Genomic DNA, 16,980 nt, shown 5'->3' on the forward strand with positions numbered 1-16,980 from the left:
AGAGAACGCAAAGACGCAAAGTGTTGATATATATGGATTTAGGAGTATTCACTATATATGGTTGTATTTAATGGTTTTAGGGCACATTTCATGAATTCTCAGATACTTCTAGCGGTTTCGTCAATTTCTAATTTCTAATTTCTAATTTGTAATTTGTAATTTGTAATTCATAATTTGTAATTCATAATTTATAATTTATATTTTTAACTATATCTACCTACTCCCCGACCCGGTAAACATCACGTACACTGTATACATAATGATCTTGAGATCCAGCCTTAAAGAAATATTCTCCAGGTAGAAAAGATCATACTTTAATTTTAGACGTGAAGCCTCCAGAGTGGTGTCATACCCCTGTTTTACCTGAGCCCAGCCAGTAATGCCTGGTTTCACCTGATGTCTACGAGGATACAATGGGTACAGCTCTGTGATCTGTTTTACAAAAAACTCACGCTCTGGTCGTGGACCCACCAGACTCATCTCATTTTTCAGAACGTTGATGGCCTGGGGCAACTCATCCAGACGCAAATGACGCATTATCCGACCCACACTGGTAATGCGGGGGTCATTTTCGGTAGCCCATACCGGTCCCGTTTCTGCCTCAGCGTCCTGGATCATGGTGCGGAACTTGATCACCTTAAAAAGTTTTCCATCTCTGCCCACCCGTTCCTGAGCAAATAAAACAGGACCTTTTGAGTTGAACTTGATGAACATGGCAATGATTAGCAGAAATGGAGCGGTCAGGATCAATACGAGGGAAGCCACGGTAAGGTCAAAAAGTCGCTTAACAATTCGTTCCCAAAGCGGCATATAGTTCGGCATGATATCTATCAGGGGTATTCCATGAAGCTGCTGGGTCCGGGCAAAACCGGATATGGCATCATGCATATCAGGATTGGTTTTTATCCCGACCTTATGATGCTGGAGTAGTCGAATAATATCCACGGTTTGATCGTGATGATTATGGTCCAATGCCAGGATCACTTCTCCAATATCCTGGTTCTGGATCACATCTGAAATATCTTCAAGCTTGCCTAGAACAGGAATTTGAAGCCATTCTTCTTCCACCCAGTCTTCTCCATCAATTTTAATGAAACCAACTGGTTTATAACCGGATCTGGGCCGATTAAAGAAAGCGTCCTGAACCATCAGTCCTCGCCTATTCAGACCAACGATCAATGTGGGAGCCAGGCCTTTACCCTTTTCAAGTAGATTGAGGTGAGTTGAGCGAATGATCAACCGCCCAATGCTGATCCAAATGATCAATGATATCCCATAGAATAGAAGCACACTCTTCCCAAAAGTGACCGGATTATCAAGATCCACAGTTAGCAGATAAAGCAGGAAAACACCGACAAAAACAAATTTGACAATATTGATCAACTCATCAGATCTGGAGGCTACCCTTTGGATCTTATAAAGTCCATTCGACAAAAAGAGCGACAGCCAGAACACTGACAGCAGGATGGCTGGGAATTGCATATCTGACCATATCAGCTGAATCGTATTCTCATACATCCCGGATTCGAATCTGAGCATAAAAATGATCAAAAAGCTCAAGTTGATCCCAATGAGATCAGCAATTATAAGTAGAATTCTTTCTAACCAACGAGGCATACTGCTATCAAACTTCCTTTATGAGTTAATCATTCAGGCAACTACTACCCAAAAAACGGAATGAATATAAACTCTCTTAATCAGATTCAAAGTTAACGGTCAATTCAAAATTTTGATGATTCAAGATGCCAGCATGACCTGATTTAGTGAAGTTGAAAAAGGCTCTTCCCCCAAATGCGTACCTGGAGACGAGGATATTAGGGATATAGAGACTGTATGAAAACTTCATTGCGCCGGAATAATTACTTTCTAACATTAGCTTTAGTTGTCTACCTATGGTGCTGTTAATGATGATACTTACCCCATGCTTCAGCCTGGGGGTTATAAAAACCTTAAAAAGGAGGGCTTTAGCCCAACAATACTGGGCTAAAGCCCAAGGATACAGTAGGTTATCATACCCCCATGCTAAAGCATGGGGTAAGCGTTGTCCTTATTCTCACACAGCCTCTATAACCCTTATACCTTTATACCTTTGCACCCCAGAATATTTTATTGATCTCAAATCTCAATGATTGTATCTAGGTAAGCATTATTATGATGAAGTAAAAAAAATCATGACAACATTAGTTTCTGTCTTAAGCCGGTTTATTTTTCAGGATGAAAAAACTTGCCCTATTATTACTGATCTTTCAAGGTCTACTGGCTCAAAATGTTCCCTTCGTTACTGACCATCCCGTATATCATTTCCTGGAGCGACAGGAAAGTCTGGGTCACATCCATGCTGAGTACTGGAGTACGCGTCCCTACACCTTCAACCAGATCAACGATATGCTCGCAGAAATAGCCAGTAATAAAGAGCACCTCACGTTACGGGATCAGAGTATCCTGAAGTGGTATGTTAAAGAATTTAACCGTGAGTTTACTGAAGACGGGATCACTTTCCCCTGGAGCAAATCCAATCTTTCCGGTTTACGTCACCCCGATACCCCCGGGGTTAAGCCATTTTTCATGACCTATAAAAGCGACAACACCCAGGGCTGGATCAATTGGTCCGAAACTTTTCGGGTTCAAAATAATGGGAAATCCACGCGGGGTTACTATACCGACCACCTGGCCATTTTCGGCCAAAAGGGCAGTATTGACTTTACGACCCAGTATGATTTTCACCGGATCACAAAAAATGATGAATTCACTGAATTACCTGACAACTATAAGGAAGGCTACATCCTGAAACGTGATTATATGGAATGGATCAACTGGGGCTACCCCGTCTCATCCCTGGTCTATACTCCTGCTGATTTCTCGCTGGGCATCCATCGTCAACCGGTTTACTGGGGTTATTCTCCTGCAAATTCACCCATACTTTCTGATAACACAGCCCCCTTGCCCCATTTGCAGTGGACCACCGAGATGGCTCATTTAAGATTTAAATTCATCCACGCCAGATTAACCCCCAATGAAAGCCCGGTTTCTGACACATTGAATATCCGTCGAAATTTATCTGCTCAGCGTGTTGAATTTGACATTAGCCCCAATTTTGAGTTTGCCTTTAATGAAATGGTGATCTATGCCTATCGTGATTTTGAGTTGGGGTATCTGAACCCGGTTAACTTTCTGTTTGCTGAGGAGCACGTTCAGGGCGATCTGGACAATAAACTCATGGCCATTGATTTTAAATGGCGTGTGTTGCCAGGTTTGACCAGCTATGGTACCTGGTTTTTTGATGAATTGGACTTCTGGAAGCTTTTCTCGGGTTGGTGGGGCAACAAATTTGTCTTCCAACTGGGAGCAACCTACTTTCCAGTTGCAAACCTGCCATCTGTAAACATCGAGTATACAGCCGCCAGACCCTGGACCTATTCCCATTTGAATCCGGTTAACAGCTACACCTCAGCAGGCCGGTTGCTGGGGCTGCAAGATGGTCCCAATACTACCCGCTTGAGCATGTCAGCAAATTGGCTGTTCGGACCGAAATTATTCATACAAGCTGAAATAAATCTTCTCACTAGAGGGAATGACCCAGGTGCTGATGTGTTGACCAGCTACACAGAGCGGGGAGCCTTCGATGAAGAGGATGGCAATTTCCTGAGCGGAGAGCTGGAAACGGAGACCAGATCAAGCATAGCTATGAATTATTACTTGTCCCGCACGGTGCAAATGAATGTGGCAATCATGAACGGTACCTTGTATGAAGTGGGTGTAAAGCTGGACTGGTGACCTATTTGTCTTCAAACAAGCCAACCATGGCTTGCTCAAGCATAACCTCTTTAGTCATTTTGGCTTGAATATACTCACTCCCAGATAGTCCCTCGGCTTTGACACGTTCAGGGCTATTTTTATATTCAAGAATCATTTCAGTCAGGTGGCTAGAGTTCTCTGGATCTATGCTGACCCCAGCTCCTGAGTCTGACAAAAGCTTCTCAACCTCGCCCTTGATTCCTACGATCACTGGTTTCCCAGCAGCCATATATTCTAACATCTTTGAAGGAATTGCGTTAAGAAAAAGGGGGCTTTTGATCAAAGGTACGAGACAAATATCAGCGGATAATATCTGGTCAGCCAGCAACTCCCGAGACATTGATGAGATAAAGGTAACATTACTTAAACGCATGGATTCCGCTTGTAGCATTAAAGCATCCCGCTTGGCACCATCACCAATGATCTTGATTATGATATCTGTAGGGAGTAATGATTTAGCTGCTTCCAGAACCGTTTCAAGTCCCTGGGCCAGACCAATATTACCACTAAACAGAACAGTAAATTTCTTATTGTTAGACGTTGTTCTATTGCTGACCAGATCGATGAAGGTCTTGCTAACACCGTTCATTAGGTTCAATTTTAGTTTAGCTGCCTGGGCTGGATGTCGACCAGCCAAATATTTCCGAAACCCGGGAACTGCCAGGAAAAAGGCATCGACTGATCGATAGACCATTCTTTCTAGAAACCGCCCAAATGATAGCATTCGCTCAGATTTTATCTCACCCAGAACCTGGGCTGATTCAGGCCAGATATCTCGTAGGTCTAAAACATATTTTGCCTTTTTGAATGGTCTCAGAAATGTTGCGATCAAACCAACAAATAATGGTGGGCTGGAAACAATGATCAGATCATATTGGGGAAGCAAGAGTGCCCTGAGCGTAGCAGAGATCATAAAGCTGATAAAGAAACCCAGGCGCTGCAAAGTGGTTTTTCGAGGATTAGCCCAGACGGGTGTTCGAATAACCCTGAGTAGCGGGTCTGTGCTTTCTTCCGTAAAATATTTGAATTTGGGATAACCCGCAGCAATAGTACCAGATGGATAATTTGGCAGTTCACTTAACACAGTAACCTGATGCCCCCGTGAGGTCATAATCCCGGCGTATTCACTCCAACGGGTGGCAGCTGCGCCAATTTCAGGAGGGTAGTATTGGGTGATAATCAATATTTTCATAAATTATTGTCGTAAATCATATTTTCACAATTCAAGCAAGTAAAACGAGAAAGTTGGTATGATTTTTAGTGGAGGGAGGCATATAGAGCCAGCAGCTCCCTCTCAGCGATAGCCCAGGTATATGATTCCTTGGTCTTTTCCCGTGCAAAATAACTCATTTTAGCGTAATCCATGTTCAGGACCATTTCCAACACCTCGTGGTAGTTCTCACTATCGTCCGAAATGAAAGTGACCCCGCCTCCTGATTCAGCTAGAAACCTTTTCACCGGTGTGGCATCTGCAGCAATTACTGGTTTTCCAAAACTCATATATTGAAATATTTTATGCGGGATGGTGGTATTAGTATGGTCATTAGCCCCCTGCGGAAGCAGACAAAAATCACTCTGTTTGATGAGCCAGGGAATATATTTTATATCTATCCAGCCAGTTATAATCACCTTCTCACTAAACAGAGGATCAGCATCAACCAATGATCGCAATTCTAATTCAGTCCGTTTACCTGCAGCGGATTTCCCTCCACCAACAACTAAAAGTAGGATATCATCATGATTCTTAGATAATTTTTGAAAAGCCTCTATCGTGATGTCTATACCTCGGTGAACGTCAAGCCCGCCAGTATATAAGAATACTTTTACATCTACAGGAAACAGGACATCCGGGTATGGAGTATCTGCAACAAAGGTGTTCAAATTAACATAATTGCTTACAACATAAATTTTCTCTTCAGGCACATTATACTCACCCAGAATCCGATGACGATTTTCATCAACCACAGCGATGAGTCTATCAAACCTAGGAATAATAACTTGTTCAATATATTTAAAAACCTCGGGATGCTTCAGCCAGTATTCGAGGCCTGTCTTCTTCCAGACCCGGAGTGCCGCCGGATAGTTTTCATGCATATCATAAATTATTTTTACCTTCTGAAAGTATTTTAAATATAGGGCAATTGGTGTCAGAGGCAGATCATGTACATGCACTACTTTAATATCATATTTATTAATCAATGAAATACTACGGATGAGCCATAGAAGATTCAGAAAAACCGGTAATTGGAGTGTACTATTTATAAAATTGCTTTTACCCGGTTTGAGCAAGCGATGGATTGTGGAGCCGTTCCACGATTCGTAGACCAAGTCCTTCCCTTTATTACTGCACAATAAATGAACTTTATACCCATTATTTTGTAGGCTTAGCACCTCATTTTCCACTCTGATGTCAGGGGGAAACGATGTCTGCAAAAGCATCAGAATTTGCATCATACCAAACCTTGATCACGTAAAGTAGCTAAGCTCAAATAGGTCCATGCTTGTGACCATCGAAAAAAGGGTGTTTTCACTTTAAACAGAAAATAATGCCGATAGTGAAATACCCCTACAGGACCTTGCATTGAGCATAATAAATAGTCTAATGTTTTTTTAAAAGTTGGTTCTAGTTTAGTTCGATATTCTTCCAGCTCGCTATATACCAGTAGAATCTCATTAACAGTGTGAATATCAATTGGGTATATTGAATTTAATGCCCGAAGCGGAAAATTATTTCTGAATAATCGGTTGATATAATATTCCACACCTAATTCAATAGCTTTAGATATTTCAAGCATTGGGTCTAATTTATTAATTCTATGTAACATCCGAAGCACATAACCAGTATGGAAATTGTCGATAAATGGTGGTGCGATTTCTTTCCCCCAATAAGTAAACCCACCATCATGCTGTTGTTCTGATAGTGTAAACATCAAGGCTGCTTTGCCTTTGAAAACCCAATCCACATTATCATATTTTATGCCCGTTCGAATTAGATAATATGCGGCAAACATATTTGCATTGTGTACCAAATAATTGTCCAATGGAGTATAACTAAAGCAAATTCCAGCTTCTCTTGTACTAACATTGAGACCATGAGTAATAAACTTAGAGATTCCTTTAATAACGTCGTCATATTCAGAGGAGTTAGTAATTTCTTTATAAGTAAGGAATGCTTCACCAACTAAAACTGTGACAACAACTGATGGAGTGCCAGCTGGTATCAGAATTTTACTCTGCCAATCAAAAGGATAACCCCAGGAATACCCCGGATAATCAGATGATCTATTTTTCATAAGATATCGTAGATACTCCTCAGCGCAATCCAAATAGTGCTGAGCACCACTCTCTCGATACCTAATAAGGTTTGCAGTGGCAATTAATCCAATACCCTTATGGTTGATAGATGATTTTACACCTAACACTTGCCGAGATAATCTGGGGGCAACCTCAAAGACAATATTTGAGGCTTTCCGTAGAATTGAATATTTCTGTAAATTGAGTGTAAGTGGATGCCCTTTTACATCAAATGGGTCATATCCGTAATAAGGATTCTCCTTGAACCACTTCTCAATGCCAGCCAAGCTCTTTTCAAAATCACTCATTATTGTCAACTCTGCGGTAATAATACATGAGATCTTGTACCTCATTATCCCAGTTATACTTTTCCTTAACACAACCGTATGCTCTGTTAACCATCTGTTCATAGAGAGTTGTGTCTTCCAATATCTTTCTTACTGCAGTTGCGGCTTGTTCTGGGTTGGTCTCATCCACTACATAGCCAACCTGTTCTTCTTCGATAACCCTCTTCATTTCAGGAAAATTACTGAACACTATTGGAAGTCCTGCCGATAAATATTCAAATATTTTATTCGATAGGGCGTAGTAGTGATTTTTATTAACATTTTGGATGAGGGAAATGCCAAGATCAGCTGAAGCCGTGTAACGAGGAAGCTCTTCGAGTGCAACATTGCCAATAACATGGATATTATGCAACTTATCCTGCTTAATAATTACCTTGGCCTGATCAACAAACTTACCTGGCCCAATAATGACTAGGCAATACGATTCTCTTGGAAGGAATCTCATCATCTCTATAAGCTTATCTACACCTCTAAGCCTAGTAACCAGTCCCTGGTACAGTATTATTTTTTGATTTAACTTAATATTTAGTTTTTTTCGCAAATAATCATTTTTGGGTGTAAGATTCAGATGTTGGCAATTACGTAAAGGCAAAATCCCTGTGACATTATATCTTTGTTCTAATACTTGAGCGCGAGACACATTTTCTGCATACGCACGGTCAACCTGCTTAATAGCAAAAGATTCTATAGTTTTCCACAATCTAAAGGCCAAAGGATTTGTGATTCTATCAATGTATAATTCGTGTGAATCATAGACTAAGGGAATACGACGTATTTTCTTTACAACCCATCCAATAAATAAAGTATTAAGATCATGAGCATGGACTGCCTGTGATGAAACTCGCACGCCGGCGATAATCGACCTGATCATAAATTCAATATATTTTATGAACCAAAAGAAGTAATTCTTGGGAAGCCATCTTGTGGATATGCTCATGCGATAAACTGAGATACCATTTCGATTTTCATTTCTTTTAGTATATTTATCTTTGAGGGCAATAATGACAACTTCCTGTTGGTCGTTAATCAAACTTATGCCTTCCTTTTGCACCCGCAAATCTTGAGTAAACTCATTCATCAGTAACATACATATTTTCATACAACTTTTACCTTCTCCGATGAAAGTACAATCCAGCTTCCTATGAAAAACCAGACCAAGTAATTTCCAGTAACATCCCCACTAAATTGTGCATTGAATGAAACAAAAACCCACAGTGATAGCATTAAAACACTAAAAGCTCTATCCTTATCAAACATTTGTGGAATATCCCAAAATGGGCGAAAAAAGAAAGAAATCATGATCACAAGACCAATGAGACCTAATTCTGAACTTGTTTCCAAGAAAATATTATGTGGATATTTTGAGAACCCCAAACTATGTAATTGAAACCCTCCGGTTCCCTTTCCAATAAAGGGATTATCAAAAGAAATCTCTATTGCCTTTTCCCACAGAGCAAATCTTTGTAATACTGAAACTTTAGAACCTATTGTTGTGTATTTACTCATGATTACTGTAGATGGAATCAACATCAATAATATGGTTGAGAAGGATAATGCCCCGGCAATCGTCAGAATTTTAAATTTATGAGAGCGCTTCTGAATGAACATCATAAATACCATGGCACTAACAAGAAGAGCAATTATTGGAGCTCTAGATCCGGTTAACACTATTATCCATAGTCCAATAAAGATGTATAGGACTAAGCCACTTTTTGTCTTCCTATCACGTATTTGCTGTAAATAGTACAGGCTGATCAGAATACCAACACCAATTATTCTGGCAATCCAGATGGGATTCATTCTCCCATCCAGATTAAATCTTGAGTAAGTGTAACTATTGGTAGAAAGTATCAATATGCTTGATAAAATGACTAAACCAAGTGCGACATAAAAAATATTTGCATACAGTTTTTTTAGTGATTTTATATCGTCGCTGAATATGAACGGAATCATAAATGCTAGTGAATTAAACATAAAATAGCGGTATATTTTTGAAACCGCATAAACTTTATTGGGTGTATAAAAGAAACCCACTATGAGTAAACCTGAGAACAATACAAATGAAAGTGTGGCATAATCATTTTGCAAATTGCGATATGGAATATTTCGATCGATATAGTACAATGTCGTACCCGTTAAAGCTATTGCGACAAGAACAATAGTGATTATTTGACTCTCTCCGATAAAGAACGAAAATAAATAGCTCCCAACTAAAAAGATCGAGATTCCAAATAAGGGAAAGTGTGTGATAAAAACCAAACCAATTGCCCCTACACCTATTAGCATGGCCCAGGCAATAGGAAGAATGCCAATGCCAATAGCTATTATGTCTAACACGATCACCAATACTATTACTTTTTTATCTATGGATGATATTATTTTCATATTTTCAACTACTTGGCTGTTGGAAATCACTTTTTAGATTAATTATTTTAAGAATCCATGACACAATTACATAAATGGCGGAGCCAACGACAAAACTCAATCCTAACTTGGCAATGGGATTCAAGAATATGTTTAATGAATAAAATACGGATATCCCCATTAATGCAAGTGCTAGTGCGAGTTTCGCCAAGTGCTTAATACTGAATGTGAATGGTAGAATATTATTTGAATAATAAAGTGTTATTGATGTAAATAGACCAAATGTGATGAATATTGAGATAGAACCTCCAATAAAGCCCATGGTTTTTATCAAAACTATATTCAGGACCAGACCGATAAGCGCTGAACCAGCAGTTATTTTTCCCAACAATTTACTTTTTTTCTTAAGCGTGATCGGTAGCACAAAATACTGGTTCAACCCTACTAGGAATATACCCGTGGCTAACCACGGTACAGCTACGTATCCATCCCAATATTGTTCGCCAGTGACAACCTGAAATATTGTTTGTGCTGTTAATGAAAGCCACAGAACGATTGGTGCAAATATTGTAACATAATATTTTGTGATTGTTGATAATAACTTTCTGGTGACACTAGGTCCTTCATTCTCCCAAGTCCGGTAGATAACAGGCAAAGCAGCCAGCATTAATAGCTGAAACAAAATACGCAAGGATCTATCAACGATATTTTGACTAACAGTAAACCACCCAACTTCATATGGATACTCTGGGCGCAAGATTAACAGTAAGTTACGCGTTGCCAGAGTAATTACCCAGTTTGAAAGCAAAACGATGATAAATGGATATCCGTAATACCAATATTCTTTCAGGAAGTTTACTTTTTGTATATTTAAGCTGATTTGCTGAAATCCGCTTTTAAATAAAAGCAGTGTTATAATGATAATCGCTGCTCCAATACCACCAAGAATTATGGCTTCAAGTCCGAAGTACAATGGCATTAATGCAATTAAGGTTAGTCCAATTATGTACTTACCAGTATTAAAAGATACATCAATTAGCGTATAACCAGTGGTTTTTCCCTGCATTCGATAGAAAGAAAGAATAATTGCCACAACTGGATTTAAAAAAAGGAGTAGTACAGTGCTGTTTGTGTATTTATTTAAGCCCTCAGGAATAATAGTATAGTGAAATAAGATTTTTAGAATAATGAATGAAAGAATGGAGACAAAACCTGATAACAAAACAGAAATAAAGATCAAAGACTGTATATGAGATATTTCCGATCCTTCATTTTTACGTTGCTCATAAAAACGTAAGTTTGAATTGACCGTCCAACCAGCTGTTAGAATGCTCAATAAGGATATGGCAGAAAGCGAAACACCCAGATACCCATATTGTTCTGGCGAGAACATGTGGGTTAAGATTGGTATTATAAGGATGCTTATTAAAGCCGGAATAATCTTGGTGGGAGTATATTTTAAAGCATCGATTACAATTTTCTTTAACACGATCTTTAAGTTCTGTCAGAATTAAGATTAATTATTAATGATATGCTTATTACCTATTTTTTGCTGGTAGTATATTTTTCGTACACAATCAATCCATAAGCTAATAGCAGAGTGGACAACATCGTTGAGACTAGGACAATAAGCGTTCGGTGTGGCCTACTTCTTTTCTCAGGACGAGCACCCCAATCCAATACTTGCACGGTTGAAACATTCTTTATTTCTTCGATCTTTGCCTGTTCATACTGTGGTCCTAGGAATTCTAAAACTGTTGTGTGATATTTTATCTTGCGTGAAATTCTTTCAATACTTAGCTGTAAACTTGGAATATCATTAAAGTTCGGGAATAAATCCTTTAGATTCCTTTCGCTAAAATACTCATCATATTTTTTTTGTAAAACTTGTATCTCTATGTTCAAACGCGTTATTGTTGGATTTTCTGAGTCTAATACTTGTTTAGATACGGCTAACTCAATTTCTTTCTGAGTAATAATTGACTTTAATTCTCCCGCCTGGGTAATCCCGGCAGTTATTTGATCAGGTAGACTTAAAACTCCATTAATTTCCAGAAAACTGATGAAATCATTTTCTAGATATGCTAAAGAGTCAATCACATCGAATAACCTGCTTTCAATGAATATTCTATTGTTGTGCGCCTTCTGGGTTGCCAGGTCGATATTAATACTATCTAATCTGTTAATAGCATAGTTTAATATGTTAGCTACTCCTTCCTGGTCTTGATCGAACAATGAAACTTTTATCTGCATTTCATCCCCAATCTCTATTTTCATGTTCCCCTGAAGCGCAGCCAGTGCATTTTCATAAGTATCTGTATCATAAATTTTCCACAGGTCAAACTTATCAACCACATCGGTAAGTAGCCTTCGACTCTTTAGAATTGCAATGAATCTGTTCTGGTTTTCGTCACCTCCGCTGAGGATCCCACCAAGCGCAATATTTCCTAAAACCCCAATTGATCCCAGTGGTGATTGGCTTGCAGGTGGCATTATTAAAACAGTTGACCTATACCATTTGGGAAGAAGAAGACTGATAGTTGCTGACAAAGTGGCCACAATGATAAAATTAACGACTATTACTTTCTTGTACTTAGCTATTGTTGAAAATATTTCAAGTAAGTTCATGTACTTATTCTCTTTCACGATCTTTATGATCTAATTAACACTCTATTGGTAACTAATAACATCCTGATAAACAACTTGAGTTCAAGTGAATGTTTCCGGTAATAGGTGTGTTTACAATCTAACCACTTTCTAAAGTTCCTGTTATCCTGTTTTGATATGTGAAATAACTATACTTTTTCACTTTACAGCTAAAAAGGTGAGATAAACAGTCGCTAGGGCAGTTAATACTCCTAAAATACTCGAATTTCCAATGAAAATGTCTTTCCGTGTTCTGGGAACATAAATGACATCACCTCTCATAACGATCACTTCATCACCATATTCATTCACTCCATCTTGGTGAATAACCTTCACCCGCCTTGGGTCTCCATTGATAGAGTTACCGCCAGCAAGGCTTATATAATCAGCTACAGAATAACCTGGATAGAAGGAAAAACCGCCCGGTGTTTGCACAAAACCATTGACCATGACCCCCCGTTCCCATAAAAAATTTATCTCATCCTGGGCTTTTAATACTGTTTTGTCGAAATTATTGGGAGCAATTACCAAATGAACGATTGCATTATCTATAGTTCGTGTCAATGTGACATTTCTAAGATCTGCATTTTTACCAAAGCGTACTTTCCGTTTGATATAATTTCCTAATGTTTCACTCTCAGAAATAATATCATAACCACCGCCTCCAACTGAACCACGTACGACAATTCCACTCTTCTCCAGATCACCGAATGGAATACTAACTCTATCTCCTTCTAAAAAGGTAGGATTTGAATTTAGATTGCCACCTAAAACATATTTATGAAAATTCACCAACTCTTGTTTTTCGTCGGATCTAGTCACCAAAATCTCAAACTCCTTTGCCAGCTGGTGAAATTTACCAGCTTTTTCGATTACTTCATCCAATCTGGATAAAGGGGTAACTATCACAAATCCCGGTTTTCTTACTGCACCACTTACTTGCAGTAAAAAGTGTCTCGGACTAACAAGTGCCATATTGATCTGAGCTGTAGGATATGCCTGGTCAAGCACATATTTCCGTACCACTTCAGTGCCTGCAGTAAGTGTATAGCCAGAAACATGACAAACGCCAACACTGGGAATAAATAAATCCCCCGTGGGTGTAATTGTAAGCGGGAGTGTATGATTGATAGATGCCTGAATATTTAGTCCAATTTTGTCACCTGGACCTAAAATATATTGATCCGGATCAATGATTCGTTCTAAAGCAAAAGCTTCCTCTTTGAGTGCTATTGCAGCCTGTACTTCGCTGGATCCACTTTCAGTTCCAGGTGCCTGCATCCGCCCATAATCCTGCCCAAAAAGAGTGGCTATAAGGATCAGTAGAGTTATCGTTCTCATATAAAAACGCATCAGGAGGCTCCTAATCGAATAATATTGTCATCCGGCATCCCGGCAGTGGCATTCCTGGTATCGATCACCAACTTGGACTGTTTGACAATAGCCTTGATATCATACTCAGAATGGTTGGTGGTAATCACCACACAATCATACCGATCTATACTGTCCAGATCCAGAGCAACGGATGCTTCCATCCGGGAATCGAACTTGATCTGAGCCACATAGGGATCATTAAACTTCACAGCAGCACCTTTAGCCTCCAACAAAGCATAGACATCCAAAGCAGGAGATTCACGGACATCATCAATGTCAGGTTTGTAAGCCATACCCAATAACAGAATGGTTGAGCCATTGATACTTTTTGAGTCCTGATTTAGGCCATCACTCACCAACTCAATCACATACTCAGGCATGGCGGCATTGATCTCACTGGCCAGTTCAATGAAACGAGCACGGTAATCCAGGGTGCGCATCTTCCAGGACAAGTAATGCGGATCAATGGGGATACAGTGACCTCCCAGTCCGGGACCAGGCGTAAATTTCATAAAGCCAAAAGGCTTGGTAGCAGCCGCATCAATCACTTCCCACACATTAACACCCAACTTGGCACACATGATGGCCATCTCGTTGGCTAATCCAATATTGATACTGCGGAAGGTGTTCTCCAGCAACTTGGTCAGTTCAGCGGCTTCAGGTGAGGAGACCGGGACCAGTTCATCCATGATATGCGCATAAACAGCCATCCCCATCTCAAGACAGTTCTCTGTGACCCCACCGATCACTTTAGGCGTATTTGTTGTATGATAAACCGGATTTCCAGGATCAACTCGCTCCGGGGAGAAAAGCAGGAAGATATCCGTACCAACCTTCAAGCCAGATGCTTCCAGAGCCGGCTGGATCAGTTCACGGGTGGTACCGGGATAAGTCGTACTCTCCAATATGACAATCAAGCCTTTGTGAATATACTTCTCAAGTTGCTCATTGACGGAAAGGATATAGGTAATATCCGGGTCTTTGGTCTTGCTCAGGGGAGTGGGAACAGCAATACAAACCGCATCGATGTGTTTGATGCTGGAGAAGTCAGTGGTGGCAGTAAAGGTGCCATTATCCACCAGAGCTTTCAGCTCAGCATCTTTTACATCCTGGATATAGTTATCGCCCTCATTGAGTCGAGCGACCCGTTTGGAATCTATGTCTATACCAATGGTTCGAATTCCGGCATTCCCAAATTCAACAGCCAGGGGTAATCCCACATAACCCAGACCGATCACACCAACTGTGAACTCTTTTTTCTCTACTCGTTTTAATAAATCCTGCATTTCAGCCCCATTTTATCTTAAATATTTTTTCCCACAAAGACACGAAGACACCAAGTTTCACAAAGTTTTGATGTGTGATGATGTGTATGGTCTTTTGAGTTTGGTCATTCAAAGTTGTTTATCTTTTTTTCCCATCCAACTATGCGCTTTGAGCCACATTGGACAAGTTTTCTATTTTCAATTTTGACGGCCTCGCAAAAAGCACCTCTCGCCCGCCTGCGTATAACTTCGTGCGGGCAGGCAGAGCACGCAGAGCGTTGTATTGAGTTCATCGAAATGACGCAAAGTATTGATTATCATAAACATACGCCATATTTCCGTAACCTGTTAAGAATATTGTAGTTAAGTCGATATTCATGTTTTTTTAAATGCTTTTTGCAAGGGCGTCAATTTTCAATTTTCAATTTTCAATTTTCAATTTTCTATTTTCAAACTAAACCCTGCTTCGCCCGACATTGCGATAGTTAAAACCCAATTTCTTTAATTGGTCCACGCTTAAAATATTCCGCGCATCCACAATATTTGGTGACTTCATTTTCTGCTTTAGGGCTGCTAGACCCAGACCGCGCAATTCGTTCCACTCAGTCAGAATTATGACCAGATCCGCTCCCTGAATCGTGTCATCAACCGTGTTGCGAGTATCCAGATCAGGAAAAAAGAATCGCTTCATATTCTCAGCTGCAATAGGGTCATAAGCCCGCACCACTGCTCCGGCTGCTTCCAGACCCTGAATGATCTCAACAGCGGGTGTATCACGCACATCATCTGTATTGGCCTTGAAAGCCAGACCAAGCACGGCAACAATTTTCCCGTCCATGTCTGGTAACAACTCTCTTGTTTTATCCAGAATGACATCACGCTGAGCCTTATTCGCCTCAATAGCTGCCTGAACAACCTGAAACTGTACGCCATGTTGCTCACCAGTGTGAACCAGGGCTTCTGTATCCTTGGGGAAACAACTGCCCCCATAACCAGGTCCGGGATGCAGGAATTTTGAACTGATCCGGCCATCCAGCCCCATGGCTCTGGCAATGGTATGCACATCCGCCCCCACTTTATCAGCCAGATTTGCTACTTCATTGATGAATGATATCTTCACGGCCAAAAAAGCATTTGAGGCGTATTTGATCATCTCTGATGAGGGAACATTGGTCATCACCAGGGGTGTCTCATTGATAAACAGAGGACGATAAACATCCCTCATAACCGTTTCAGCTCTGGCACTGCTGACACCCAGGACTATTCGATCCGGTATGAGGAAATCCTTCACTGCCGATCCTTCGCGGAGAAATTCAGGGTTTGATACAATATCAAATTTCTCTCCTGAATCCAGCCGGGAAGCGATCAGTTCCGCCAAATGAGCACCGGTACCAACAGGAACTGTACTTTTAGTGCAGATCACCTTATAACCATTCAGGTTTTGTGCAATGGTCTCAGCCACGGCTTCAACCGCTCTCATATCTGCTTTGCCATTATCCCCCATGGGCGTGCCAACAGCAATAAAGATAACTTCGGATTGTTGAACTGCTGTCCCTATATCCGCACTGAAGGTGAGACGACCTGTTGATACATTTCGGTCAACCAATTCTTTTAATCCGGGTTCGTAAATAGGAATCTCACCCTGATTCAACAACTCGATCTTAGTTTGATCAATATCGGTACAAATTACCTCATTCCCAAAATCGGCCAGACCAGCACCGCTGACCAAACCAACATAACCTGTACCAATAACACAAATATTTCTCATAAAATCCTCAAAATATTACAATTCCAAAAAAGCGCAGGAATATAGACGACAAGCCAATCGACCCAAAGTTAAATTCATCTATAACAGACCGTTCCGACGGCGCAGGATCCACTCCACTACAAGCAAG

At 40.3% G+C, this 16,980-nt stretch carries 12 protein-coding genes; 1 reads left to right on the forward strand and 11 read right to left on the reverse strand.

What is annotated here, in order from left to right; genetic code table 11:
• Nucleotides 1-213 precede the first annotated feature (213 nt).
• Entirely contained in the window at nt 214-1,617 is a 1,404-nt protein-coding gene (locus tag U9Q77_06160; protein MEA3286942.1) for a sugar transferase, read from the reverse strand.
• A gap of 597 nt (nt 1,618-2,214) precedes the next feature.
• On the opposite strand from U9Q77_06160, the gene U9Q77_06165 reads away from it, so the two are divergent.
• Nucleotides 2,215-3,774, forward strand: coding sequence for a hypothetical protein (locus U9Q77_06165; GenBank protein MEA3286943.1), 1,560 nt, complete (start codon nt 2,215-2,217; stop codon nt 3,772-3,774).
• Nucleotide 3,775: 1 nt separating this feature from the next.
• On the opposite strand, the gene U9Q77_06170 is transcribed toward U9Q77_06165, so the two are convergent.
• The 10 genes from U9Q77_06170 to U9Q77_06215 form a co-directional block, all read right to left on the reverse strand.
• A complete protein-coding gene (locus U9Q77_06170; protein ID MEA3286944.1) occupies nt 3,776-4,987 on the reverse strand; it encodes a glycosyltransferase family 4 protein in 1,212 nt (403 codons plus the stop codon).
• A gap of 65 nt (nt 4,988-5,052) precedes the next feature.
• On the reverse strand, nt 5,053-6,186 hold the full coding sequence (locus U9Q77_06175; GenBank protein MEA3286945.1) for a glycosyltransferase family 4 protein: 1,134 nt from the start codon (nt 6,184-6,186) through the stop codon (nt 5,053-5,055).
• Between the two features lie 59 nt (nt 6,187-6,245).
• A complete protein-coding gene (locus U9Q77_06180; protein ID MEA3286946.1) occupies nt 6,246-7,397 on the reverse strand; it encodes a hypothetical protein in 1,152 nt (383 codons plus the stop codon).
• Complete coding sequence (locus tag U9Q77_06185) at nt 7,390-8,523, reverse strand: glycosyltransferase family 4 protein (GenBank protein ID MEA3286947.1); 1,134 nt, start codon at nt 8,521-8,523, stop codon at nt 7,390-7,392. Before U9Q77_06185 ends, U9Q77_06180 begins: the two co-directional genes overlap by 8 nt.
• Before the next feature lie 8 nt (nt 8,524-8,531).
• Entirely contained in the window at nt 8,532-9,821 is a 1,290-nt protein-coding gene (locus U9Q77_06190) for an O-antigen ligase family protein (protein MEA3286948.1), read from the reverse strand.
• Nucleotides 9,822-9,825: 4 nt separating this feature from the next.
• Nucleotides 9,826-11,289 (reverse strand): lipopolysaccharide biosynthesis protein, encoded by a 1,464-nt coding sequence (locus U9Q77_06195; protein MEA3286949.1) that lies wholly within the window; start codon nt 11,287-11,289, stop codon nt 9,826-9,828.
• Nucleotides 11,290-11,342: 53 nt separating this feature from the next.
• Complete coding sequence (locus U9Q77_06200) at nt 11,343-12,428, reverse strand: Wzz/FepE/Etk N-terminal domain-containing protein (GenBank protein ID MEA3286950.1); 1,086 nt, start codon at nt 12,426-12,428, stop codon at nt 11,343-11,345.
• A 177-nt stretch (nt 12,429-12,605) separates the two neighbouring features.
• On the reverse strand, nt 12,606-13,799 hold the full coding sequence (locus tag U9Q77_06205) for an SLBB domain-containing protein (GenBank protein MEA3286951.1): 1,194 nt from the start codon (nt 13,797-13,799) through the stop codon (nt 12,606-12,608).
• Complete coding sequence (locus U9Q77_06210; GenBank protein ID MEA3286952.1) at nt 13,799-15,106, reverse strand: nucleotide sugar dehydrogenase; 1,308 nt, start codon at nt 15,104-15,106, stop codon at nt 13,799-13,801. Before U9Q77_06210 ends, U9Q77_06205 begins: the two co-directional genes overlap by 1 nt.
• Before the next feature lie 433 nt (nt 15,107-15,539).
• Entirely contained in the window at nt 15,540-16,853 is a 1,314-nt protein-coding gene (locus tag U9Q77_06215; GenBank protein ID MEA3286953.1) for a UDP-glucose/GDP-mannose dehydrogenase family protein, read from the reverse strand.
• Nucleotides 16,854-16,980 lie beyond the last annotated feature (127 nt).

The organism is Candidatus Neomarinimicrobiota bacterium (assembly GCA_034716895.1).
Taxonomy (GTDB): domain Bacteria; phylum Fidelibacterota; class UBA8477; order UBA8477; family JABMPR01; genus JABMPR01.

Coding starts and splice junctions, on each gene's coding strand:
- U9Q77_06160 (MEA3286942.1), bottom strand. CDS start 1,617: ATGCCTCGTTGGTTAGAAAGAATTCTACTTATAATTGCTGATCTCATT.
- U9Q77_06165 (MEA3286943.1), top strand. CDS start 2,215: ATGAAAAAACTTGCCCTATTATTACTGATCTTTCAAGGTCTACTGGCT.
- U9Q77_06170 (MEA3286944.1), bottom strand. CDS start 4,987: ATGAAAATATTGATTATCACCCAATACTACCCTCCTGAAATTGGCGCA.
- U9Q77_06180 (MEA3286946.1), bottom strand. CDS start 7,397: ATGAGTGATTTTGAAAAGAGCTTGGCTGGCATTGAGAAGTGGTTCAAG.
- U9Q77_06185 (MEA3286947.1), bottom strand. CDS start 8,523: ATGTTACTGATGAATGAGTTTACTCAAGATTTGCGGGTGCAAAAGGAA.
- U9Q77_06190 (MEA3286948.1), bottom strand. CDS start 9,821: ATGAAAATAATATCATCCATAGATAAAAAAGTAATAGTATTGGTGATC.
- U9Q77_06200 (MEA3286950.1), bottom strand. CDS start 12,428: ATGAACTTACTTGAAATATTTTCAACAATAGCTAAGTACAAGAAAGTA.
- U9Q77_06205 (MEA3286951.1), bottom strand. CDS start 13,799: ATGCGTTTTTATATGAGAACGATAACTCTACTGATCCTTATAGCCACT.
- U9Q77_06210 (MEA3286952.1), bottom strand. CDS start 15,106: ATGCAGGATTTATTAAAACGAGTAGAGAAAAAAGAGTTCACAGTTGGT.
- U9Q77_06215 (MEA3286953.1), bottom strand. CDS start 16,853: ATGAGAAATATTTGTGTTATTGGTACAGGTTATGTTGGTTTGGTCAGC.